This window comes from Moraxella haemolytica, assembly GCF_030177935.1.
In the GTDB taxonomy this organism is placed as follows: domain Bacteria; phylum Pseudomonadota; class Gammaproteobacteria; order Pseudomonadales; family Moraxellaceae; genus Moraxella; species Moraxella haemolytica.
Map to the genome: position 1 here is coordinate 2,073,356 of NZ_CP089974.1, position 24,788 is coordinate 2,098,143.

25 protein-coding genes are annotated in these 24,788 nt (G+C 42.2%); 18 read left to right on the top strand and 7 right to left on the bottom strand.

Translation table 11 applies throughout. The annotated features are described in order from the left end of the window. The first annotated feature begins 57 nt into the window (after positions 1–57). The 5 genes from LU276_RS09760 to nqrM all read left to right on the top strand — a co-directional run bounded on the left by LU276_RS09760 (position 58) and on the right by nqrM (position 3,816). Entirely contained in the window at positions 58–753 is a 696-nt protein-coding gene (locus LU276_RS09760; protein ID WP_284673639.1) for a UTRA domain-containing protein, read from the top strand. Between the two features lie 267 nt (positions 754–1,020). Beyond that, on the top strand, positions 1,021–1,524 hold the full coding sequence (locus LU276_RS09765) for a DUF302 domain-containing protein (protein WP_284673640.1): 504 nt from the start codon (positions 1,021–1,023) through the stop codon (positions 1,522–1,524). 14 nt (positions 1,525–1,538) lie between these two features. After that, complete coding sequence (locus LU276_RS09770; protein WP_284673641.1) at positions 1,539–2,852, top strand: FAD-dependent oxidoreductase; 1,314 nt, start codon at positions 1,539–1,541, stop codon at positions 2,850–2,852. Between the two features lie 11 nt (positions 2,853–2,863). Continuing rightward, entirely contained in the window at positions 2,864–3,253 is a 390-nt protein-coding gene (locus LU276_RS09775) for a rhodanese-like domain-containing protein (protein WP_284673642.1), read from the top strand. Between the two features lie 296 nt (positions 3,254–3,549). Continuing rightward, positions 3,550–3,816 carry a (Na+)-NQR maturation NqrM gene (gene nqrM / locus LU276_RS09780; protein WP_284673643.1) on the top strand — a complete coding sequence of 89 codons (267 nt, stop codon included), beginning with the start codon at positions 3,550–3,552 and terminating at the stop codon, positions 3,814–3,816. Between the two features lie 112 nt (positions 3,817–3,928). On the opposite strand, the gene rlmB is transcribed toward nqrM, so the two are convergent. After that, entirely contained in the window at positions 3,929–4,801 is an 873-nt protein-coding gene (gene rlmB / locus LU276_RS09785; RefSeq protein ID WP_284673644.1) for a 23S rRNA (guanosine(2251)-2'-O)-methyltransferase RlmB, read from the bottom strand. A gap of 357 nt (positions 4,802–5,158) precedes the next feature. Between rlmB and recN the strand changes: the two genes are divergently transcribed. From recN to xerD, 6 genes are all read left to right on the top strand, one after another. Next, on the top strand, positions 5,159–6,916 hold the full coding sequence (gene recN / locus LU276_RS09790) for a DNA repair protein RecN (RefSeq protein WP_284673645.1): 1,758 nt from the start codon (positions 5,159–5,161) through the stop codon (positions 6,914–6,916). A gap of 7 nt (positions 6,917–6,923) precedes the next feature. Then, positions 6,924–7,490, top strand: a complete 567-nt coding sequence (locus LU276_RS09795; protein WP_284673646.1) for a YqgE/AlgH family protein — start codon at positions 6,924–6,926, stop codon at positions 7,488–7,490. After that, positions 7,490–7,984, top strand: a complete 495-nt coding sequence (gene ruvX / locus LU276_RS09800) for a Holliday junction resolvase RuvX (protein WP_284673647.1) — start codon at positions 7,490–7,492, stop codon at positions 7,982–7,984. The genes LU276_RS09795 and ruvX overlap by 1 nt, the downstream gene beginning before the upstream one ends. Positions 7,985–8,066: 82 nt before the next feature. After that, entirely contained in the window at positions 8,067–8,528 is a 462-nt protein-coding gene (locus tag LU276_RS09805; RefSeq protein ID WP_284673648.1) for a hypothetical protein, read from the top strand. After that, entirely contained in the window at positions 8,521–8,757 is a 237-nt protein-coding gene (tusA, locus tag LU276_RS09810) for a sulfurtransferase TusA (RefSeq protein WP_284673649.1), read from the top strand. The genes LU276_RS09805 and tusA overlap by 8 nt, the downstream gene beginning before the upstream one ends. Further along, positions 8,754–9,680: a site-specific tyrosine recombinase XerD gene (gene xerD / locus LU276_RS09815; RefSeq protein ID WP_284673650.1), complete on the top strand. Its 927-nt coding sequence runs from the start codon at positions 8,754–8,756 to the stop codon at positions 9,678–9,680. Before tusA ends, xerD begins: the two co-directional genes overlap by 4 nt. Here the strand turns inward: xerD and LU276_RS09820 are convergent. From LU276_RS09820 to LU276_RS09835, 4 genes are all read right to left on the bottom strand, one after another. Next, positions 9,670–12,153: a GIY-YIG nuclease family protein gene (locus LU276_RS09820; protein WP_284673651.1), complete on the bottom strand. Its 2,484-nt coding sequence runs from the start codon at positions 12,151–12,153 to the stop codon at positions 9,670–9,672. The genes xerD and LU276_RS09820 overlap by 11 nt on opposite strands. Next, positions 12,150–13,211, bottom strand: coding sequence for an FRG domain-containing protein (locus tag LU276_RS09825; protein WP_284673652.1), 1,062 nt, complete (start codon positions 13,209–13,211; stop codon positions 12,150–12,152). Before LU276_RS09825 ends, LU276_RS09820 begins: the two co-directional genes overlap by 4 nt. Beyond that, positions 13,201–14,694, bottom strand: a complete 1,494-nt coding sequence (locus tag LU276_RS09830; RefSeq protein WP_284673653.1) for an Eco57I restriction-modification methylase domain-containing protein — start codon at positions 14,692–14,694, stop codon at positions 13,201–13,203. The genes LU276_RS09825 and LU276_RS09830 overlap by 11 nt, the downstream gene beginning before the upstream one ends. Positions 14,695–14,865: 171 nt before the next feature. Then, positions 14,866–15,549, bottom strand: a complete 684-nt coding sequence (locus LU276_RS09835) for a restriction endonuclease subunit M (RefSeq protein WP_284673654.1) — start codon at positions 15,547–15,549, stop codon at positions 14,866–14,868. 54 nt (positions 15,550–15,603) lie between these two features. On the opposite strand from LU276_RS09835, the gene LU276_RS09840 reads away from it, so the two are divergent. The 4 genes from LU276_RS09840 to LU276_RS09855 all read left to right on the top strand — a co-directional run bounded on the left by LU276_RS09840 (position 15,604) and on the right by LU276_RS09855 (position 18,418). Continuing rightward, positions 15,604–15,846 (top strand): hypothetical protein, encoded by a 243-nt coding sequence (locus LU276_RS09840; protein WP_284673655.1) that lies wholly within the window; start codon positions 15,604–15,606, stop codon positions 15,844–15,846. A 111-nt stretch (positions 15,847–15,957) separates the two neighbouring features. Continuing rightward, complete coding sequence (locus LU276_RS09845; RefSeq protein ID WP_284673656.1) at positions 15,958–16,566, top strand: class I SAM-dependent methyltransferase; 609 nt, start codon at positions 15,958–15,960, stop codon at positions 16,564–16,566. Positions 16,567–16,581: 15 nt separating this feature from the next. Continuing rightward, positions 16,582–17,907: a deoxyguanosinetriphosphate triphosphohydrolase gene (locus LU276_RS09850; protein ID WP_284673657.1), complete on the top strand. Its 1,326-nt coding sequence runs from the start codon at positions 16,582–16,584 to the stop codon at positions 17,905–17,907. A 22-nt stretch (positions 17,908–17,929) separates the two neighbouring features. Then, on the top strand, positions 17,930–18,418 hold the full coding sequence (locus LU276_RS09855; protein ID WP_284673658.1) for a hypothetical protein: 489 nt from the start codon (positions 17,930–17,932) through the stop codon (positions 18,416–18,418). 92 nt (positions 18,419–18,510) lie between these two features. On the opposite strand, the gene LU276_RS09860 is transcribed toward LU276_RS09855, so the two are convergent. Beyond that, positions 18,511–20,205 carry an AMP-binding protein gene (locus LU276_RS09860; protein WP_284674637.1) on the bottom strand — a complete coding sequence of 565 codons (1,695 nt, stop codon included), beginning with the start codon at positions 20,203–20,205 and terminating at the stop codon, positions 18,511–18,513. An 84-nt stretch (positions 20,206–20,289) separates the two neighbouring features. Next, positions 20,290–20,892, bottom strand: a complete 603-nt coding sequence (locus tag LU276_RS09865; protein WP_284673659.1) for a TetR/AcrR family transcriptional regulator — start codon at positions 20,890–20,892, stop codon at positions 20,290–20,292. 207 nt (positions 20,893–21,099) lie between these two features. Between LU276_RS09865 and LU276_RS09870 the strand changes: the two genes are divergently transcribed. The 3 genes from LU276_RS09870 (at position 21,100) to LU276_RS09880 (ending at position 24,785) form a co-directional block, all read left to right on the top strand. Continuing rightward, a complete protein-coding gene (locus LU276_RS09870; protein WP_284673660.1) occupies positions 21,100–22,272 on the top strand; it encodes an isovaleryl-CoA dehydrogenase in 1,173 nt (390 codons plus the stop codon). 62 nt (positions 22,273–22,334) lie between these two features. Next, positions 22,335–23,948: a carboxyl transferase domain-containing protein gene (locus LU276_RS09875; protein ID WP_284673661.1), complete on the top strand. Its 1,614-nt coding sequence runs from the start codon at positions 22,335–22,337 to the stop codon at positions 23,946–23,948. A 48-nt stretch (positions 23,949–23,996) separates the two neighbouring features. Continuing rightward, positions 23,997–24,785, top strand: a complete 789-nt coding sequence (locus LU276_RS09880; RefSeq protein ID WP_284673662.1) for an enoyl-CoA hydratase/isomerase family protein — start codon at positions 23,997–23,999, stop codon at positions 24,783–24,785. Positions 24,786–24,788 lie beyond the last annotated feature (3 nt).

Sequence of the window (24,788 nt, forward strand, 5' to 3'; positions counted from 1 at the left end):
AAAATTTTAAATTAACTGTTATAATATTATTTGCACAATCATTTTTTTAGTCTTGCCATGAAAACACCCGCCTACCAAACCATCAAAAATACCATCTTAGCAAATATTCATGCAGGAGTTTGGCAGGCAGGGCAAGCTATTCCAACCGAACACGCTTTATGTGATAGCTTTGGCGTATCTCGCATGACAGTCAATCGTGCCCTAAAAGAATTGGCTGATGAGTATGTTTTAGAACGCCGTCAAGGTTCAGGGACATTCGTTGCCCAAAAGCAGTTTCATCACACCTTTGTGGAAGTTAGGAATATTGCTTATGACATTATCGCAAATGGTCAGGCTTATCATGCAACAGTACTGGACAAAAAAATTATCAACCATCAAGACTTGGGTAAGTTAAAGACGGTGTTTGACATACCAACGGATGTGTACTTTGTAGCAATTGTACATTATGCTGATAATGTACCACTACAGCTAGAAGAGCGTTGGGTATCAGCAAAGCTTGTGCCTGACTTTATTCACCAAGATTTTGAGAATATCAATACAAGCCAATATCTCATTGATACCGTACCGTTGGAGCGTGGACATTATCGGATTTTTGCAAGCAACGCCGATAAGCATGTCGCAGCAGCACTTGATATTAAGCCAAAAGATGCTATTTTGGTTTTAGAACGCACAACGCTATCAAAAGGATGTGTAGTAACCTTAGTCAAAATGAGTCATGTAGGTGGGCGTTATGAGTTTAGTGGCACATTATAAACTTAGCATTTGCACTCACCACATTGACCACCCAAATTGGGTGATTTTGTTTTAAGGCAATTAAGGCGTATTAAACTTGATTAACAAAACAAAAACGATTTTGATATCATGACAGTCCAAACCAAATCACCAAAATCATTCTGTCTTGCATTCTGCTTACAGATTTGCAACAAGTGCAATATTAGACCAACCATAGACTGATTGAATGGGGCAACATTTTTCTGTTATAATCAGTCATTTATTATTTTTAGCCCCAAAGGAGATTTTATGAAACTTATCGCTGCCGTCTGTGCTACTGTCATGATGACTGCGTGTAGCCATTTTACACCAAACAACAAACCAATCATCAATCAAATCAGCCCAACATCCAAAAACGATACATCAGCCATGACAGCCAAAACCATCACCATCAAGAGTGCCTACAATTTTGACACCACCACTGCCAAACTTAGCCAAGCCATCACATCAAAAGGCATGACAATTTTTGCTACCATCGACCATCAAAAAGCGGCCGCCGATGTCAATTTATCCATGCAGCCTGCCACTGTTATTGTCTTTGGCACACCAAAAGCCGGCACACCACTGATGATAAAAGATCCAAATTTTGCCCTACAACTACCTTTAAAGGTCTTAATCACTGAGGTAAATGGCGATGTTTTGGTGAGTTTTAATGACACCAAAGCCTTGATTAACGGTAGCGACATCAGCTTTGATGATGTTAAAAATACCTTAGCGGCAGCAGAAAATCTAATCAAAACAACCGTACAATAACACCATAGGATAAAATGATGACCACAACCAAACATTTAATCATCGGCTTTGGTAAAGCCGGTAAGACGCTTGCCAAAACCTTGGCAAGTCAAGGGCAAGATGTCATTTTGGTGGAGCAATCACAAGCAATGTATGGCGGTACATGCATTAATGTCGGCTGTATCCCCAGCAAAAAACTAAAATTTTTGGCAGAAAATGGCAGCGAATTTCATCAAGCAGTCCTACAAAAAAATGAATTGATAAAAAAACTAAACCAAGCCAATTTTGAAATGGTTGATAAAGTAGCAAAAGTCATTACAGGCAAAGCCGAATTTATTGACCAAAACACCGTGCAAGTTACAACCGATGCAGAGGTTCTGACCATCCGTGCTGATCACATCTATATCAACACAGGAGCAATCAATCGTGTTCCGAACATTGATGGCATTGATACTGCTCACAACATCTATGACAGCACAGGTATTATGCAGATGAGCCAGTTGCCAAATACACTGGCAATTATTGGCGGTGGTTATATTGGACTAGAATTTGCCAGTATGTTTGCAAAATTTGGCTCAAAGGTCATCGTGCTAGACAGCAGTGACAAATTCGCTCCAAGAGAAGATGCAGAAATTGCCCAAACACTGCAAACAATCATGCAAAATCAGGGAATTGAGTTTAGACTTAACACACAAATAACACGCCTTGAAAATGCAGATGACCAAACCAAAATCATCACAACAGACGGAGAGATTATCGCTGATGCGGTACTGATTGCTGCAGGGCGTGTGCCAAATACTGATTTACAGTTACAAAAAGCGGGGGTGGAATTAACCGAGCGTGGGCATATTCATGTCAATGAACATCTACAAACCACTCAGCCACACATTTATGCGATGGGCGATGTGGCAGGCTCACCGCAGTTTACTTACATGTCGCTTGATGATTTTCGGATAGTCAAAAGCCATCTTATCGGCGATGGCAGTTATACCACCGTTGGGCGAACTTTTGCCTATTCAGTATTTACCAACCCGCCACTGTCTGTGGTTGGCATGACCGAACAAAGTGCCAAAGAGCAAGGCTATCATGTCAAAACAGCAACGCTCAGTGCCAACAGCATACCAAAAGCCAAAATCCTAAACCAAACGGACGGCTTATTAAAAGCCGTTGTTAATGCCGATAATGATGAGATTTTGGGCGTACAATTATTGTGCGAAGCATCACATGAAATGATTAATTTTGTGGATTTAGCGATTCGCCAAGGCTTAACCGCTCACGACATCGCCAATCACATTTTTACCCATCCAACCATGTCAGAGAGCTTAAATGACTTGTTCGGGCAATTCTAAAAGGAAGTATCATGAAAATTAAATACTTGGCAATAATAGCAACAGCGATTGCGTTGTCAGCTTGTGGCGATAAAACCGCAGAATCCAGACCGACCACCATAGCCAATCAAAGTGATGATATGGTCGTGCAGACGCCCAAAAAAGCCGATGGCATTTGGATTGATGTGCGTTCAGCCGAAGAATACAATCAAGGTCATCTACAAGATGCCGTGAATGTTACGCCTAATGAAATCGCCCAAAAAATTGCCAGTCTAGAGCCCAACAAAGACGCACCGATTAATCTGTACTGTCGCAGTGGTCGCCGTGCAGAAGCTGCTCGCACGATTTTGATCGAGCTTGGCTACACCAATGTCACCAACCACGGCGGTTATGACGACTTAGTTGAGCAGGGGCTTAAATAAATCCATAACATTAGCCTTATTAGCATCATGTAATAAGGCTAATTTTTTATAACCCTAAAACAAGAATAAACAGCGACTTTTAAAATCATAAAAGTTCATTTATCTAGCCTGATGACGATAATCCTTGATTAAAAAGGCGTGTTCATTGATAGATAAAATCTTGCAATCATACCCATAGGTGTGTTTTATCTTTATGTTTTGCCATCTTTAGCCCATCTACTATCATTACAAAAACAGACTGACTTTTTTGGTAAAATTTTTTATAATACTTATTGGTTACACATCAGGAGAACGCCATGACCGACCTTTTTTCCCAATTCATTCCCATGTTTTTTATAACACTTGGCATATTTGTTTTATTTTTCCTGTTTATGGGCATAGGCTATATCATCAAAAAACAACCTCTAAAAGGATCTTGCGGTGGCGTGGCGACATTGATGGGTGATGAGTTTTGCCAGTTTTGTGGCAACGACCCTAACAAATGCGAAAGCCTAACCGATGCCGACAAAAAAGCCATGCTCACTAATAAGACGACATTGGATAAAATCGCCAAAAAAGCATAATACCAACAAAAAACAAAAGGGTGAATGATTCACCTTTTTTATTATCCTTTTATTGATTCTTGATGTTTCACATGAAACACGATATCAAAATCATCAACCTGCGAATAAATAATCAGCCCCTGCCCGCCCGCTGTCTTGCCACTTCATATAGTGCCATGCCTGTAGCAACGCTAACATTTAAGCTCTGCGGACGATCGGGATTATCCGCCATTGGGATATACACCAAAGTATCGCAATGCTCTTGGGTCAGCCGTCTCATGCCATCACCCTCCGATCCCATGATGATGGCAACTTTGCCACTAAAATCGCAGTCGTATAAAGGTTTGGCGGCGTCATCAAGTGCCGTACCAAATACGAATACACCTGCTTTTTTTAGAAGCTCAAGACTGCGAGCCAAATTTGTTACCGCAATCACAGGCACTACTTCTGCTGCCCCAACCGAGACCTTAGCAACAGTTGGGGTGATAGAGACGCTTTGATGCTTAGGAATAATGACCGCATCCACACCCATCGCACTGGCAGAACGCAAGCACGCCCCTAAATTGTGGGCATCAGTGATTTGGTCAAGCACCAAAAACAACACATCGCCTTGATCTGTCATGCTTGCTAGATGATGCTCATCGTACAGCTGCGGTAATCTGGCAGCAGCGACTACCCCTTGATGTTGGTGGCTATCGCACAGCTCAGCTAGCCTATCTTTGTGCGTCATCTGCACGCTCACACCCGCATTTTTTGCAAACTCTATCAGCTCATCATGCGTCTGACTCACCCCACCATCATCTCGCAACTGCACAAAAAGCGTCAGCACATCATGCGAACGGTGCTTTAATAAAGCTCTCACAGCGTGTATGCCATAAAAATGCGGAATGCGTCCTTGCTTATTTGTTTTGGTGGTAGATTTGATATTGGATTTAGAGAGTTTGTGGGGTTTGACATCTTTTTTTTCAAAAGATTTTTGGGAGAAATTTTTGCGTAACTTTGACATAAATAAACCAGTAATAATCGTAAGATAGTAATGAGTAGTATGGAAGATAAAAGGAATGGTAAAATGGATGATAAACTTGTAAAGACTGATTATATTGTGGCAAATTTATACTTGATTGTCAAAACATCTGCCACACCTAGCGAGAAATTTTTATCGCACTACTTTTGATATGGTATTTTGCCCCCATATCAAATCAAAAGTCGTACTCATCTTGTGCAAAGCCTTAAAAAGACTATTCTTATCATCAATAAAACTTGCAAGCACCATAAGAAGGTCGCAAAATAACATTTTGCAAATTGCCAAAACTGTCCAAATTGATTATCATAAGCCACCGATTTTTTAGGAATCCATATCGCCATGCTGGTATCTTTAAGTCTTAACAATTTTGCCCTAATTGATGAAAAAGAAATCGCCTTTGATGAGAGATTTAATGTCATTACAGGTGAAACTGGTGCAGGCAAGTCATTGATTTTAGACGCATTATCTTTGTGTACTGGTGAACGAGCTGACAGCACCATGGTAAGACATGGCTGTGATGAAGCAACGGTTTTTGGGGAATTTGACATCACGGGCAATGACGAGATTGTGGCATGGTTTGCCGAGCATGAACGAGAACTAGAAGATAATACCCTGCTCATTCGCCGAAAAATCAGTGCTCAAGGACGCTCAAAATCATGGATAAATGGCGTGCCTGCCAGCATCGGTGAATTAAAATCACTGGGGCAAATTTTGGTCAATATCCACTCACAGCACGCAGGGCTTGAACTATTAAAACCGCAGTTCGTCATCGATTGGCTAGATAAAGTGGGTGAGTTAACCCCCCTAAAAAACAACGCCAAAGAAACTTATCATGCATGGCAACGCATCAAAAAACAAGCCGATGAAGCAAAAAGTCAGTTGGCTCAACGAGTTGACCGTATGGCTCTATTGTCCGCCAAACTATCAGACATCAATCCTTTATTATCAGTGAACTTTGATGAGATAGAAAGCGAATATGACGAGCTGTCAAACCTAGAAGCACTCATGACACAAGCGATGACAGCAGCCAATTTTTTAGATAATAGTCATGACGAGCCTAGCGTAGCAAGCCTACTTGGGCGAGCGATGCGTATCTGCGACCAAAGTGCCGATAAAAGCAAAATCTTTGGCGAATGTAGTCAGTTACTTACCCTTGCCCAAGAAAGCATCATGGACGCATCAGCAAAGTTATCTGACTATGCTGAGCAGTCATTACCTGATGAAGAACGCCTGCACGAACTCAACACACTGCTGTCGCTTGCCCATCGCCTATCTGGTAAATACCACACTCCAACCAAAGAACTCATCAGCGATGCTAAAAATTGGCAAAAAGAGCTAGACAAACTAAACTTATTGCCCGATAACGACACACTAGATGCCAAGGTTAATGAAGCTTATGAGCAGTATCTACAAGCAGCAACTGCACTTGATGACGCACGCATCAAGATCGCCCCAGACATCTGTGAACGCCTAGAGGCACGCCTATTGCCGCTTGCCTTGCCTAATGCTCGCTGTGAATTCACCTTTAATACCAAAGACGAAAGCGCCTATAATGCCCATGGCAGATACGACATTGCTTTATTGTTTAGTGCCAATGTTGGTATGCCACTTCAACCCCTGCACAAGGTTGCATCAGGAGGTGAGTTATCTCGCATCGCCCTTGTCATGCAAGTCATGGCGGCAAATGATGGCAAAGGCTGCCGACCAACTTTGGTATTTGACGAGGTGGATGTGGGTATCAGCGGTGCTACAGCACAGGTGGTAGGTGAGTTGTTGCGTAGTCTTGGCAAATATCAGCAGCTACTTGCCATCACTCATCAAGCCCAAGTAGCAGCGGCGGCTCATCGTCATATTCTTGTGCATAAAGACCATGGTGAGCATACCACAAGCGACATCGCCATCATCACAGACGAGCATCAAGTTGATGAGTTGGCACGCATGTCAGGTGGCGTGAACATCACCGAAGCCACTCGTGCCCATGTCAAGAGTCTGCTAGCAGATATCGCCTTAGCAGACCAAATCGGTGCCAACGCCGAATTCATCGAGACGCTACCTAATCAGACCAAACCCACAAAACGCACCAAAACACCACAATAGATAACTCATGAATACAACTACCCACACCAAAAATCTGGCTCATCATTTTTTATTGGCAAGTCCATACATGAATGATGAGCGATTTGAACAGACGCTCATTTATGTCTGTCGGCATACTGCTGATGGTGCATGGGGATTTGTCATCAATCAGCCACTGCCAACTTCGGTAGGTGGGATTTTGACCGAGCTGGATTTACCAAGCTCTCAGCTTGCCATGAATACGCCTGCCATCGCTGGCGGTCCGATGCGACCTGAAGCCGGTTTTGTGCTACATACCGGCTTGCCTAATTTTAATTCATCTTTTGCCATTGGTGAGAATGTTTGCTTGACCACCAGTAAAGACATCTTAGATAGACTGTCTGAAGACAGCTTGGCACATTATTTGATGTGCATGGGTTTTTGTAGTTGGGGTACAGGACAGTTAGAAGCGGAGATTAACACAGGTGATTGGTTTATCTGCCCTGCTGATTTACAGATTTTATTTCGAGTACCGTTTGATGAGCGACTGATGCAAGCTTATGATAAAATTGGCATCAACCCTGACAATTTTGTAACGACCGCAGGATATGCCTAATGACCACCAATAATCAACCCGCTCTCATTCTCGCCCTAGACTTTGGCATCAAAAAAATGGGCATGGCACTGGGCAATACGCTAAGCTGTGATGCCAGACCCTTTGATATCTTAGCCATGAATAATGGTCAGCCTGATTGGGATAATTTGCTCGGTATTATTGATACTTGGAAAATCAGCACGGTCGTGGTTGGTCTGCCACTCAACATCGATGGCACTGACTCCATGCTATCTAAGCGAGCACACAAGTTCGCTCGTCGCTTGGCACATCGCTTGGGTGAACGCCATTCTCCTACCAAAGTTTTTTTGCATGATGAACGCTTATCTTCCAAAGAAGCACGAGCGTTGGCATGGGAACATGGCTGGATTGATGATGAAAAAGACCCCATTGACGACATCGCTGCTTGTATCGTACTTAACGGATATTTTTATGAGCCAAGTCTTGCCCAGTATGTCGGCAGTTATCATGATAATGAGCATAAGGGCAAAGACTGATTAACGCATCTTTGGGCACACCTAAGTTTTTATATCCGCTATTTTTTCAATCAATTCTTATCAAGGCAATGCCAAAATTACAATGAGCCAAACTACCACACTCATCACTCGCACCACTGAAGCACTTCGTCTGGCGAATATCAGCATCTATCTGGGATTGATTGCCATCGCCTGCTTTGTCGTGTTCGGCACACTAGCTAGCATGACAAACTTTAAGGACAGTACACTAATTTATTATTCATTTCATTACTTGCCTTATGTACTGATTGGGTTTAGCATTCCCATCAGCCTGTTTCATGTGCTGTTTTTAAGGCGTTATCACATCGTGCAAGGCGGTATTTTATTTGTCATACTCATCACCGCTATTAGCCTTGTGCTATTCGCTTTGGGAGTGTATGCGGTCGCTGGCATGACAACAAATTTCTTTATGGCGGTGTTTTTGGCAATGATGGCTTGGTTTGCCATGCCTTATGTGTTTCGAGTAAACCTAAACAAATTCCTAAATTTCTTACAAGACAAACAAAAGGATAACCCTCATGAGTAATTACCTACTAGACACCAAAGGGCTTATCTGCCCAGAACCCATCATGTTGCTACACAAGACCATCAGACAGGCACAAGATGGCGATGTCATCGAAATTCTTGCCACTGACCCTGCAACCACCCGAGACATTCCAAATTTTTGTCGCCATCTGGGGCATACTCTTAACACTCAAGAAACGCTCGATGATGGCAGCTATCGTTACTTGGTCATCAAAAAGATTCCATCATGAGCAAAACTCGTGCCAAAAATCCTCGAACACCCACCATCACCCATGTTGATGGCGACCCCGCCTACCTAACTGAGTTTCGCTCAGCAATGCTGGCTCGTGGGCTGTCTGTGCGTACTCGTAACGCCTATGTTCAGGATTTGCGTGCTTGCCTTATGCACCTAGACAAACCCTTAACCCTATGGGATAAAAAAGATGTGCTAGCGTGCCTAAAACTTGCCCAAACACAGGGCAAAAATCCACGCACCATCGCAAGACTACTCGCCAGTTTGCGTCAGTTTTTTTTGTGGCAAATCGGCAACGAGGGCAGGCAAGACAACCCTTGCGAGGACATCAAATCCCCAAAAACCATCCAATCTCTACCAAAAACACTCTCAGAAAGCGACATCAATCGCCTACTAGACACCCCAGACAGCAGTCTGCTTGGTCTGCGTGATAAAGCCATGTTAGAAATCATGTATGCCTGCGGATTGCGAGTAAGCGAGCTGGTCAATCTATCGCTTGAACAACTCAACATGAATGCAGGCTGGTTACAAATCACTGGTAAAGGCAACAAAACTCGTCTCATTCCCATGGGTGAATACGCCCAACAAGCCCTACAAAGCTACCTAAACCACCGAGCTGAACTGCTCATCGGCAAATCCGACTGCCAAGCGGTTTTTTTAACCGAGCAAGGTGGCTACATGACACGGCACAACTTTTGGCATATGATCAAAAAATACGCCCTAAAAGCAGACATCAGAACCGATATTAGTCCACACACCCTTCGCCACGCATTCGCCACGCATCTGGTCAATCATGGGGCGGACTTGCGTAGTGTGCAACTATTGCTTGGGCATAGCGACCTATCCACCACGCAGATTTATACCCATGTTGCCACCGCTCGCCTGCAGACACTACATAAAGAACATCACCCTAGGGGGTAGTAAATTGTCTTTTGATGACGGTGTTAAACAGCCCTACATATTCATCTTTTTTATCAATCCCTGTGTATTCAAGGCTGGCATCCTCATAGCGTTTAAATTTATATACCGCATCATTCATCACACTTTCATCAAAGACATTTAATGACACCAACAAGGCAAAGTCCGCTTGGCTTAGACCTGTTACTTTGGTAAACAATTCAGGCTCCAACACCGAAATCACATCGATGAGCGTATGCTCACGATAATCACTCAAATACATAAAAATCGGAATGCGAGTGGCAAATTTGATGAGTTTATCTTGAATTTGTTTTCGCAAAGATTTTTCTTTTTTCTCTTCTTCGGTCAAGGTCTTTTTGTCTTCTTTTGACAATTCGCCATCATTTTCTTTGGCTTTTTGTTTTAAACCTTTGATTTTTTCAGAGCGGTTAATTACCACCTCAATATCATCGTTGATACTTCTAAACTCTTCAATTTTCATCAAAGCGTTCATTGCATCAGCATTTGCCATCAAATTTTTTAAGGTCAAATCGTCCACATTGACAAGCAAAGCCGACTGCCACCGCCTTGCCAGTAGCGTGGCTGTCGTGCCAGACATCGCCATATCAAGGAGCAATCTTGCATCCACCTGTTGCATCGCACTACCATCATAAGCAAGTACTGGCAAAAACTGGATAAATTCAGCAACTTTTCTCTCAGGACTGCCCTCTGCTGGGTTTAGTTTATGGGCATAATCAGCGATTTGGCGTAAAGCACGATTGGGGGCAAAATCAAATATATAGCATTGGGTTTTAATAATAGTTATCTCATCATCACCCTTGATAGTCCAAGGGGTCTGTACCCGAAATCCCGCCTGAAAATAAGTCTCAGGACTGGCACAATTTCTAAGCATAAAAATCCCCGTCCAAGGAGATACAGATACGCCTGTCATCAATTTACCACACGATAGCGTAATAGACTTTGTGGACAAAGGATTATCACCCATCGCTTTTTTGACAGGCTCTAGGGCTTTATCACCCATACCTGCCTGATTACCTGCTGAGATGATAACCTGATAATCGTGATAAAATTTATTATTGGGAGCTTTTAATAAATTTGCCATTGCATAACAACTCGCCACACTAGGCAAAAACCAAAGCGTATGCAATAAGCTATTTAATAAATTCACATCACTAAACGGCATTGGCGGTTTGGCATTGCCTTGTTTTAAATTGCTAACAATCATCTCATCAAGATTATCACGAATTAAATCCAGCCATTTTTGCACATAATTTTCGTGTTTAAATTTAGCCGTTTCGCCATTGCCGTCCGCTTTAAAAAATTCGCCCAAATCAAATTCATTAAATTCGCCTTGTGTGGCAATATGGCGAATATTTTCTGGTAATTGATAAGTTAATAACATCATTTGCGGCAATGACAAATAAGGATTATCGCCTTTTGTCTTATCCCATTCTAATTTGGCTTTTTGTTCATCACCATAAGTCCAGTTAAAAATCTGCTCTTCAATAAATTCACCACTGGCAATCGCTCGAAATGGCGTACCTGATAAATACAAATAATGCTCTGTGGTAATAGGCAATTCATTTTCATCAAAACTTTCTACCCCAATTTCCATTTCTTGATATTCATTTTGCATTTTTGTCAATTCATCATCTTTGGCAAAAAGCGATTTGGCACTATCACGCCACGCTCCAAAATGATATTCATCAAATACCACACAATCCCAATTTAGCGTATGTAGCCATTCATTTTTAGCTTTGATATTGCCAAATTTGTCTCTACCCAAAACATCTTGAAAAGACGCAAAATACACCATCGGACGAGTTTTATCATAGTTTTCTAGCTTTAATTCACTATCACGGCTGATAAATTGCCAACCATTAAAATCGCTGTGGGTGGTTAAATCTTCCTGCCACGCATTTTTGACCGCAGGTTTAAAGGTTAAAATAAGCACTCTTTGCCAATTCATCTTTTTGGCTAATTGATAGGTAGCAAACGTTTTACCAAATCGCATTTTGGCATTCCATAAAAAATGCGGTGTCCGCCCATTATTTTTATCTTGTTTAATAGAATTAAAATAATAAGCGGTTTTATTCACAGCGTCTAATTGCTCTGGACGCATTTTAAAATCTTGTGTGCGTTGCCGTTCAAAAGTTTTGGCTTTCTTAATATTTAAAATGGCGTTTTTGACAGTCTCAATATCGCAATCAAACCATTCGCCTGCAATGCGGTTAATGCCCATTGTTTCTAGCATTTTATGCACAGCAAAATCTTTAAAATAACTGCCGTCATCTTTAATCGCCAACGATTCAAATTCTAGTTTCCAACTTTGGCTTGGCGTAACGGTTGGATAATGCTGTTTCATTCGCTGGCTTACCGTTTCTTGGGCGGTGTAGCCGACTTTTAAGCAATTTGGATAACGGCTATCAGAATAAACATAAATCTTTGGGGCGTGAATGGGGGCAAATTGGGTCATTTTAGTTGTTCCTTATAACGGCTAATGATATGGGTTGCTTGACTATCTAATTCAGGAAATAGGGTTTGGCGACTAATGCCAACTCTTTCTAAATTTTTTAAGATTTCTTTTTTTGAGTTTTTATCAATAATCAATTTATGAATAGACCAATCTTTTTGAGCTTCTACTTTTGAAAATCTGGATTTAACCTCATCAATACCAAAAATCAAAAACGCCCCCTGTTGCCTTTCTATTCTGCGATTGTTGGCTTTTGACTTTACACAGATAACTTGATTAACATCACGGTAATCCATATGTGGCAGAAAATACGGCTTATCTTTACGAACATCGTTAAGCAGGGTAATAATTTCTGCAATTCCATTTAACTCATTATTGATAGAATTAAAATAGCTCTCATTATACTCCCCGCAATTCCTATTGAATATATCTTCATCAATACTTTCAAGCCTTTCTGAACTTAAAGTTAAATTAGATAATAGACTTGGATTGTTTTTAAATTTTTTTCTAGCAATATCCAGATTATTCAAAAAATTATCTTCTGCAATTTTTTTGTAAAAACCAATATCAAAATCTATTTTTTGCAAAGAAAGTGCTGACAATATAGCAACTGTATCGCTGTCTTGGTATTTAATTTTATTAGTAGGAATATCTAAGATGATAACTTCGCCATCTTTTAAATCATCACCAAAGATATTTTCTTGATGACATTTTTGACTGTTCATAGTCCCGTCATTTTTATTGACAGCAAAATATAAACCAACCAAAGCATTATAAGAAATATCCAACAATCTTGTTGGGCAATCATAGTGTTGCATTCTTACCAATTTATCAAAGAGCATTTCGTGTGGCGGAAAATATTCGGCACATTCAGTCAAAACATCTTTTACAATTCTATCCTCATTATTTATTAAGCTGTTATCTCTATATATACTGGGTATCATCTTATATTCACTATCGGAATGACCACGAAAAAATCTTGTGTGATTTTCTTTTAATCCTAGTATTGCAACCTGCTCAACAAATTGTTGAATACTCGTAATTTTAATTTCACTCATCATCACCCTCCAATAAATCCGCTTGTTTTGCTTTTTTGGTACGTGATTTTTTAGGTTTGTCGCTGTCGTTATCCATTGGGCGTATCATACTTTCAATAAAGTTAATTTCATCTTTGGATAAGCCATATTTGGCATAAAGCTGTTCATCTGCCCACGAACGATTAAAATCCTGCATTGGTACCAACGCATAAGTTGATTTTGTCGTGTTTTGCGTATTTTTAACCAAAGTAACCATGAAATGAAAAAATTTTGTGCTAATATAACTTATTACATTATTACAAATTTCTTCACTTTCAAAAGTTCCAATAACCAAATAAGTTTCGGTGCAAGCACTATTTACTCCTGCACAAATAGGTTTAATTAAGTCAGTTTGACTTTCGCCAGTTCCAAATTCTTTTGGAATTAGAATCTTATGCCTTAAAATTAAATCTCTATTATGGGATATATCTTCAAGTTTGATATAAGAAGTTTTATTAAGGCTATATAGTTTTACATTGTCAGTTCTATTTTTATAAGGCAGGTTGTTTCCTGTAAACCTACTTGCTAAACGAAATGGATTTCTTGAACTAACAAAATCCCCAAAAGACTTTTCTTGTTTTTCATTAACTTTTCTCAAAATAGAAATGGCTTTGTTATATCTAATAAGAATATCTATCCCATTTTCCTTTAATGGTCTTTTTAATCGAGAAATACAATGTCCATTTTCATAAGTAAAAAACTCACAATCATCATTGTGAGTTTTATCCCATAAAAAATAGCTTACACCACCTTTAATTTCCACATTGTCAAAACAATCTTTTGAATTGGGAAAATCGTGAATTTCTTTAATGCGTTTATCATTGAGCATATTATCCCGAAATTCATCAAGACCTTTACCGCCTGTAAACCAACGGCTAGGGGTAATCATAATCAAATAATTGGGATTTATTTTTTTAGCTTGTTCTACAAATTTATGATATAACGGAATAGCACTACTTCCAACACCACCGCCATCACTTAATTGATAAGGCGGATTGCCAATAATCACATCAAATTTCATTTTTAAAATCTCTTTAAATTCATTGTCTTTATCGCTATGAATAAACGCATAAGCGTGGTTTTCCAACCCCTGCCGATTACCAAAAACATCTTGGCTTGCCCCACATTCTGTGCATTTGCCACTTTGAAAGCTGTGATTGACATCGCCAAATATAATATTGCCCATATCATTATCAAACTCATCACAAATAGAGATGGACGAATTAGCATATTTAGCACAATATACGCTGCGGCGTGATAACAGAGCGGTTAGCTGAGTGATGGCTATGCCATAGACTTGATTTTTTAGAATATGGTTAATGCGAGTTTGTTTATCTGGGATTTGACTTTCTAAGCCTTTGTCTAATCGCTTAACAATTTCTCTTAAAAATACACCAGATTTACACACAGGGTCCAAAAATTTGGCATTGGGATTTGTCCATAATTCATTGGGCAATAAATCAAGCATTTGATTGGCTAATTTTGGTGAAGTAAATACCTCGTCATTAGATAGGCTTGACAAACAATCAAGCACATCAGGATTGTAAGCCAATTCAAATAAATTTAATTGACCTTTGCCAATATTATCCAAATCCTTGGTAATATTACTGTCTATCTGAATATTGAGATTGTTCATGGGCTAGTCCAGTTGAGTTAGGTTTAAATAATGAATGGGTGCATATTCTTTGATGGGTGTGGGGATATAAGCCTTTTCGCCCAAATCAGAAAACAATGGTAATTCTCGTTCGCTGACTTTATTGACCAAATCACGGTAAATATAATCACGGCGATTGATTTGAGTGTCGCTGATGAACTTCCATTCACAAAAAACTATCGGTTGTTTATCTTTATCCAGCAATGTCAAGGCATCGCCATTGATGATATTTTTGTGCAATAAGAAAGTTGCAATTTCAATGATGACTGGGTTGGTATTGTTAAAATATTTGGCATAATGCTCGCTAAATATCGCCAGCAATCGGCTGCGGCACTCGGTGCAGTTATCCTGCAACAACTCAAGACCATAAATGGACGATATCGCCAATATGGCATTACGCTCATAAATGCCTTGGGCGTATTTTGGCGATTTTTTGCTTTTGTTGATTTGAGCAGATGATAAGACGGTAGCAAGTTTTCGCTGTAAAATCTGAGCCAAAAAGTTGCCATTACCACAGGCAGGCTCCAAAAAGGTACTGGCAATTTGCTCAGATTGGAATTTGACCAAATCAAGCATTGCGTTTACCTCACGCTCAGCGGTAAATACCTCACCAAAATTGGCAATACGGGCTTTGGATTTGACTTGTTTTGAAGTGGCGGTATCATTCATTTTGCACCGCCTACCTTAAATTTTTGACAACAAAAAAGCTCACCCCCAATGGAGATGAACTTTAAGGCACGAACAAAAAGTCCGCCAAACCAAAATAGTTTAACAGAAAATAGGCACAGCTTTAGTAGGTGTGCAGGTGTGCAGGTGTGCAGGTGTGCAGGTGTGCAGGTGTGCAGGTGTGCAGGTGTGCAGGTGTGCAGGTGTGCAGGTGTGCAGGTGTGCAGGTGTGCAGGTGTGCATTATAGCGCTTTTAATCAAGACATCAATCATAATTTCACAAAACAACTCTTGTTTTAATAAATTTTATCACATAATCAATGCTTTTCAATCAAAAAATACCTTTAATCAATGTTTTATCCGCCTTATCTTTTGTTATAATATCCCCAACCTAGCCATAACGAGAATCACATGAGCACCACCCTAGCCGAACTACAACAAAAAGCCAAACTCTGGCGACAAGACATCAGCTTTAGTCAAGAAGTGCTTGGCAAGAGCTTTGACTTTCGTAGCACTTGGGGCATCTTTAGTCCCGAACGGCTTGATGATGGCAGTCTGATGCTGCTTGATTATATTGATTTTAAAGCCGATGACAGCTCCATCGACTTAGGCTGTGGCTATGGCGTCTTGGGCATGACAGCGGCTCGTGAATGCCCAGAAGGTCAGCACTTACTCATTGATAAAGATTTTGTGGCGGTAGAATACGCTCGCCTAAACTGCCAAAAAAATGGTCTAAAAAACACCGAAGTTATGCTCTCAAATGGCTTCGCCCATGTACCAAAAGAGCGTAAATTCTCCCTTGTGATGAGTAATCTGCCTGCCAAAGCAAGCAAAGAACAACACTACCTTTACCTACTAGACGCTTATGAGCGAATGGAAATGGATGGACGCTTTTATGTTGTTACCATCAATGGACTAAGAGACTTTATGAAGCGTTCATTTACAGAAGTGTTTGGCAACTCAGACAAAATCAAACAAGGCAAGACCTACACCATCACCATGGCGGTCAAAGACAGCTAAACCAAAAGGACGCACATGAACTGGGCAGACCTACTCTCCACCGACCGCCCAAGGCCAGATGACGGTAGCATTATCCTAACTCCAAGCCATACGCCAAACGATGGCGTACGCAGCGATTTTCATGCCGACTATGACCGAGTGGTATTCTCGTCAAGCTTTCGTAAATTAGGGCGTAAAACCCAAGTTCACCCTTTCGCCAAGTCTGATCATACGCACAACCGCCTAACGCATAGCGTTGAGGTGGCAAGTGTTGGGCGTAGTCTGGGCAATAGTGTTGGACTAGGACTTCACCAACGAAAGCTATTACCCGACCACATCTCACCTAGCGACATTGGCACGCTCGTACAGGTGGCGTGTCTGGCACATGACTTGGGCAATCCACCATTTGGGCATACAGGCGAGGACGCACTCCGAGAATGGTTCTGCCAAAATGATGAATATTTACAATCACTTAGCCCACCACAAAAAACCGACCTAACCACCTATGAGGGCAATGCTCACAGCCTACGCATCGTAGCACGCACAGAAATGTATGCCCATGCAGGCGGTATGCGTCTGACCTGTGCCAGCTTAGGTACACTATTAAAATACCCTTGGGGTAGTGAGTATGGCGATGGCAAATTTAATATTTATCAAAGCGAGTTGCCACTCATGCGTATGACTGCCGAGCGACTTGGACTACCCCCTTTGGGTGTGGATAGATGGGCAAGACACCCCCTATCCTATCTGATGGAAGCGGCCGATGACATCTGTTATGCCTTATTAGACCTTGAGGATGCCGTAGAGCTTGAGCTGATTAGCTTTGATGAATTTTCCAATGTCATGCGACCAATTTTGGGGGCAGATTTTGAAAATTACAAAAACATCAACGACAAAAGACAACGCATTGGTGTCATGCGTGGGCGTGCCATCGGCAATGCCACACATGAGGTCGCCAAGCAGTTCTTTGAGCATCACGATGCACTACTCGCAGGAGAGTTTGACCAAAAAGACTTGCTTGCCGTCTGTGATGATTCGGTTAAGCAAACCCTACAAAACGCCAAAAACCTTGCCAAAAATCAAATCTTTAATCATCATAGCAAACTTGTTACCGAAATAGCCAGTTTCGGCTGTTTAGGGCAGATACTAGATTTGCTTGTCCCTGCAGTTCATGCCAAACTAACAGGTAAAACAACCACCACCAAACATCGCCTTGCCCTAGAACTATTAAAAGACACCCCCATCAAAGATACCGACACACTGTATGATGGCTACATGAAGGTGCTAGATTTTATGGGTGGGCTAACTGATAACTCAGCAGGGCGACTGGCACGAGAGTTGTCAGGTGTGGGGCTTGGCTGATAGATAGACTTGGCTACTACTCATGAAATTTCGCATACCTTATCATTTCATCAAACATAAAAAAGATCGCATTGTCATGCGTCATTTAACAACAGGAGAAATTACGCTGGCTCAATCCGTGTTCGGCGATTTGATTGATTATGATAAGGTCAAAATCATCAAATACCCTTATATTCCTTGGCAGTCTGATGAAGTATTTATTGCCCCCAATGGCTTTATTTTTGTGCCTGATAAGCATTATAAGGCGGACTTTTCAGTAGCAGATAAACCATATCAACAAATTTTTATCCACGAAATGACCCATGTCTTACAACATCAGTATGGCTATCATGTGCTACTGCGTGGAGCGTGGTTACAAAGTCTGTATTATCTTTCGTTTAAAAAATACAACCCCTATCACTATGTCTTTGATGAATCCAAGAGCTTTTGGGATTATAATATCGAGCAACAAGGCAAAATCGCTGAGCATATTTATCTAGGAAAATGTGAAAATATCATCCATAAAGCCTAATTTATCTACTCTTTATCATTTTGCAACACCCATTAGACACAAAAAAAGGCAAGCTCATCGCCTGCCTTTTTGTTTACATATCAGCCCTCTAATCACTCAAAAATATTGCCCGTCAGATTAAATTCCACTCGCATCAGCTCTTGGAGTTTAAACTTCTGGGGCTTGCCAGAAGCGGTCATCGGAAACTCATTGACAAAGCTGACATAGCGAGGTACTTTGTGATGTGAGACTTGGGTGCGACAGAATTCTCGAATGTCATCTTCACAACAAGCCGCCCCGTCATTCAAAATGATACAAGCACACAGCTCCTCACCATAGCGTTTATCAGGCAAGCCGACAACCTGCACACTCAGCACGGCAGGATGCTGAAATATCAAATCTTCAATCTCTTTAGGGAACAGATTCTCTCCACCACGAATCACCACATCTTTGATACGACCTTTGATTTTGACAAAGCCGTCTTCGTCCATCTCGGCGATGTCTCCTGTATGCATCCAACCATGCTTATCGACCACTTCTTTGGTTTTATCAGGCTCACCCCAGTAGCCTGCCATCACCGAATAGCCTCGAGTACATAGCTCGCCAGACACACCCACGGGGGTAATTTTACCGTCCTCATCAACAATTTTTACTTCCAAATGTGGGTGGATTTGACCAACTGTGCTGACTCGCTTATCAATCGGGTCATCAACATGGCTTTGCATGGAGACGGGTGAGGTTTCTGTCATACCGTAGCAAATGGTAATCTCGCTCATGTGCATACGGTCGATGACCCTTTGCATGATTTCACGAGGGCAAGGAGAACCCGCCATGATGCCCGTCCGTAAACTTGATAAATCAAATTCATCAAACCGCTTATCTTCTAGCATGGTAATGAACATCGATGGCACACCATATAATGCTGTACAACGCTCATTATGCACCGCTTGTAAGGTTTGGGTTGGGTTGTAGGCAAAATCAGGATAAATGACTGTCGCCCCATGCGTCATGGCAGCAAGATTACCCATGACCATGCCAAAGCAGTGAAATAGTGGCACAGCCACACAGATTCTGTCATCTTCGGTAAGTTTGATGCCCTCACCAACAAAATAGCCATTATTTAGGATATTATGATGGGTGAGCATCGTGCCTTTTGGGTTGCCTGTGGTGCCTGAGGTGAATTGGATATTGACCACATCATCAAACTGTAGCCTTTGGGCGATATATTCGATGTGCTGCTTTTGGGCGAGTGTTGGCGGTGTTAATAAATCATTAAAACGATAAACACCATCATGCTCTTCGTCGCTGGCTTTAATCACGACTTTTAGGTGTGGTAGGTTATGAGAGACAAGCAGTTTACTATGGTTGCTTTCAAGCTCAGGGGCAATGCTGGCAAGCATGGCATGATAGTCTGAGGTCTTAAAGGAATCTGCAATAACAATACCACGACATTCAACTTTATTGAGTACATATTCCAATTCTTTGGCTTTGTAGGCGGGGTTTAGATTGACCAAAATTACCCCGATCTTAAAGCACGCATACTGCGTAATGACCCACTCGATGCTATTTAACGCCCAAATACCCAAGCGATCACCTGTATCAAAACCCAACTCAAGCAGCGATGCTGCAAAAGCATTTACCTGCTCGGATAGCTGTTGATAAGTGAGCCGGCAGTCTTGATGAATGCTGACTACCGCTTCTTTATCAGCGTACTTGATGCAAGCACGGTCGAACATCTCGCCAATCGTCAAACCAATCAGCGGCTTGTCGCTGATGCCTGAAAGATAGCTTAATTTTTGGTACATGATACTCTCCTTGAATCATGATAAATCCGCCTTGACGACAAGATAAGCAACTTCATGTCGCTTCTAAGCTAAACAAGCAAGACCTGCTTAACTTTGTACCGCTTTTAAACAAAAATCAGCGACCGCTTTGGCAAACTCATCCTTGTTCATCGCTTGCGGATTTAGGCTTAAAGGTTCAATCACCGCAAATGTCATCGCACCAACGATACATTGGGCGGTCGTGCCGATATCCATAGCAGCAAATACGCCTTGGTTTTTGCCTTCTTGTAGGATACCTTCTACGACCTCTTTGACGATTTGCTTACTTTTAAAGCGTGCCTCTTCTACTGGTGCATCAGCAGGCTCAAGCATCAAAGAATAGGCAAGTTTTGGGCTGTTTAATGCACGCTTGACGAAAGTTCTCATCGCTCGCTGTAACTTATCGGAAGCTGGCGAGTCTTGTTTGGCAATCTGCATTAAAATCGCAATTTCTGCTTGTATGGCAGCTGACAGAACCTCGATGATAATGTGATTTTTATTATCAAAATATCGATACACCAGCCCATTAGATACCCCTGCCATCTCAGCAATGGTCTGAATTTGGGCTTCTTTGATACCGCCTTGGGTAATCAGTTGCTTAGCCGCCTGCAAGATGGCTTCACGGTTTTGGCGAAGTCGCTCTTGCATCAAAACAGAACGCTTATAACTCATGCTTTTATTCTCTCTCATTTAAAAATGAATTGTCAATCATTTTTTTAATAAAATTCACTTTTTTTATTAAAAATATTATGCTACATTATTCCCAACCACCAAAACCAACCTCATAAGGGTCGATTTACCTTGTTTGGTTTTTGCTGGCAAGTCAAATATTTTAACACAAGCCATTCTTTGTTTGGGCATTTACACAAGGACGACACCATGAATCTAAGCAATCTAACTTTCGGCATCGATGAAACTTTATTGGCAGTACAAGATGAGGTACGCAAATTCTGCCAAAAAGAGGTTGCTCCACTCGCTGAACAGACGGACAAGAACAATCAATTTCCCAACCATCTTTGGAAAAAGTTTGGCGAGATGGGGCTACTTGGCATGACCGTCTCCGAAGAATTTGGCGGTGCCAACTTGGGATACCTAGCCCACATTCTGGTCATGCAAGAAATCTCTCGTGCTTCTGCTTCTATCGGGCTATCCTATGGAGCTCACTCCAATCTATGTGTCAATCAAATCAACCTAAACGGCAATCAAACACAAAAAGAGCGTTTTTTACCCAAGCTCATCAGCGGTGATTTTATCGGTGCATTGGCAATGAGTGAGCCGAATGCTGGCTCTGATGTGGTCAGCATGAGACTAAAAGCCGAACAAAAAGGCGATCGATTTATTCTAAACGGTTCAAAGATGTGGATTACCAATGGTGGCGATGCTGATGTGATGGTCGTCTATGCCAAGACCGACCCAAGTGCAGGTGCTAAGGGCATCACGGCATTTTTGGTAGAAAAAGGCATGAAAGGTTTTAGTCATGGCACACACCTTGATAAGCTGGGTATGCGTGGCTCAAACACTTATCCCATCTTCTTTGATGATGTTGAAATCCCAGAGGAAAATGTGCTTGGCGGTATGGGCAATGGTGTAAAAGTACTGATGAGCGGATTGGACTACGAGCGAGCTGTACTTAGTGGCGGTCCTTTGGGCATCATGGATGCTTGTATGGATTTGGCGATGCCTTATGTGCATGAACGCACGCAGTTTGGGCAAGCGATTGGCGAGTTTCAACTCATGCAAGGCAAAATCGCTGACATGTACTCTACCATGCTCGCCTGCAAAGCTTTAGTCTATGCAGTCGGTAGTGCTTGTGATAAATCAAATCACGACAGAAGTCTAAGAAAAGACTGTGCCAGTGCAATACTGTATGCCGCCGAAAAAGCCACATGGCTGGCAGGCGAAACCATTCAGACGCTAGGTGGCAACGGTTATATCAATGAGTTTCCCGCAGGCAGACTGTGGCGAGATGCCAAACTGTACGAAATCGGTGCAGGCACATCAGAGATTCGCCGTATGCTGATTGGTCGTGAACTATTCAACGAAACCAAATAAGCATCAAGCGGACAATTCAATACAGGCAAAATCCCAACCAAAAACTAAAACAAGGACAGATTATGACCGCCGATTTTAATACATTGACCAGTAAAATCAATATCCGTAGCAATGCGTTTCAAACCAATCAAGCCGCCATGCTGTCGCTCGTAGAAGACTTAAACCAACAAGCGACTCGCATCTGTCTTGGGGGGCATGAACAAGCCCGAGCCAAACACACCGCCAGAGGCAAGCTACTTGCTCGTGAACGCATCAACACTCTTCTTGATACAGGTTCTGCATTTTTGGAGATTGGGCAATTTGCTGCCTTAGGGGTCTATGAAGACGACATTCCTTGTGCTGGTGTGGTGGCAGGGGTCGGCATGGTCAGTGGTGTCATGTGTATGATTGTCGCCAATGATGCGACGGTCAAGGGTGGTACTTATTATCCTTTGACTGTCAAAAAACACTTAAGAGCCCAAGAAATTGCCAAAGAAAATCGCCTGCCTTGTATTTATTTGGTGGATTCTGGCGGTGCTTTTTTGCCATTACAAGACCAAGTTTTTCCCGATAAAGAGCATTTTGGGCGGATTTTTTATAATCAAGCACAGATGTCAAAAGCAGGCATTCCACAAATTGCGGTGGTGATGGGTAGCTGTACTGCAGGAGGTGCTTATGTGCCTGCCATGAGCGATGAAACCATCATCGTACGCAATCAAGGTACTATCTTTTTGGGTGGGCCGCCATTGGTCAAGGCAGCCACAGGCGAGGTGGTGTCCAGCGAAGATTTGGGTGGTGGTGATGTACATACTCGACTATCAGGCGTGGCAGACCATTTGGCAGAAAATGATGAACATGCCCTCATGATTGCTCGTAGCATCGTAAGCAATCTGAATCAGCCAAAACAAACCCTTAAGAATGAGTTTGAGGAGCCGAATTTTTCTCAAGATGAGCTGTATGGCATCGTTCCTGCCGATGCCAAAACCCCTTTTGACATCAGAGAGGTTATTGCAAGATTGGTCGATGGCTCACGCTTTGATGAATTTAAGGCAAGATTTGGCACAACTTTGGTTACGGGATTTGCCCAAATTTATGGTCAAAAAATCGGCATCATCGCCAACAATGGCATCTTGTTTTCAGAATCTGCCCAAAAAGGTGCTCACTTTATTGAACTGTGTTGCCAACGCAAAGTCCCATTATTATTTCTACAAAACATCACAGGCTTTATGGTGGGGCAAAAATACGAAAACGAAGGCATCGCCAAACATGGAGCCAAACTTGTCATGGCGGTGGCTACTGCCAATGTACCCAAAATCACCCTAGTGATTGGCGGTTCATTTGGGGCAGGCAACTACGGTATGTGTGGTCGTGCGTACTCACCACGATTTATGTGGACCTGGCCAAACTCTCGCATTTCTGTCATGGGTGGTGAACAGGCAGCAAGTGTGCTATCGACCATCAAGCGTGAACAAATTGAAAAAGCTGGTCAGTCTTGGTCTATTGATGAAGAAAACAACTTTAAAGCACCCATTCGTGAACAATATGAAAGACAAGGGCATCCCTACTACGCTTCGGCACGCCTATGGGACGATGGTGTCATCGATCCTGCTCAAAGTCGCCATATTCTCGGTCTTAGCTTTGCCATCGCCATGAATGCACCGATTGATGATATGGGCTTTGGGGTATTTAGAATGTAATTTGGTATGCAATGCAACATTTAGACGACAGATAAAAAGGACAATACCATGAATTTTGATACCTTAGAATGCACCATTCACGACCAAATCGCCCATGTTTGGCTAAACCGACCTGATGTGCATAACGCCTTTAATGCGACCGTCATCGCCGAACTGCACGCCTGCTTTGATGAGCTTGATGGGCGTGATGATGTGCGTGTCGTTGTGCTGGGTGGGCGTGGCAAAAGTTTTTCAGCAGGGGCGGATTTAACTTGGATGAAGCAAATGGGTGAAGCGGATTTTAATACCAACAGCCAAGATGCTCTAAAACTTGCCAAGATGCTTCATCGTATCGCCACCTTGACTAAGCCAACCATCGCCCGTGTTCATGGGGCGGCATTGGGCGGTGGTATGGGGCTTGCGTCAGCGTGTGATATTTGTGTTGCCAGTAGTGCTGCCAAATTTGCCACCTCAGAGGTTCGCTTAGGGCTGTCTCCAAGCACCATCAGTCCTTATGTCATCAAAGCCATCGGTGCAAGACAAGCTGGTCGTTATTTTTTAACCGCCGAACGCATCGATGCTAAGCAAGCCCATGCCATAGGACTGGTGCATGAAGTTACTGATGACGAGATGGGTTTGGATGCTTTGATTGATGATCTTATCGATAACATTTTAAAGGGTGCTCCAAAAGCACAGCACGCCTCCAAAGAACTCATCGACATGGTCGCTCATGCCGACATTGATGATGAACTACTACAAAAGACCGCCAATCACATCGCCAAGATTCGCACAGGCGATGAAGCCAAATCAGGCTTAGGTGCTTTTTTGAGCAAACAAACACCCACTTGGATAAAATAACAA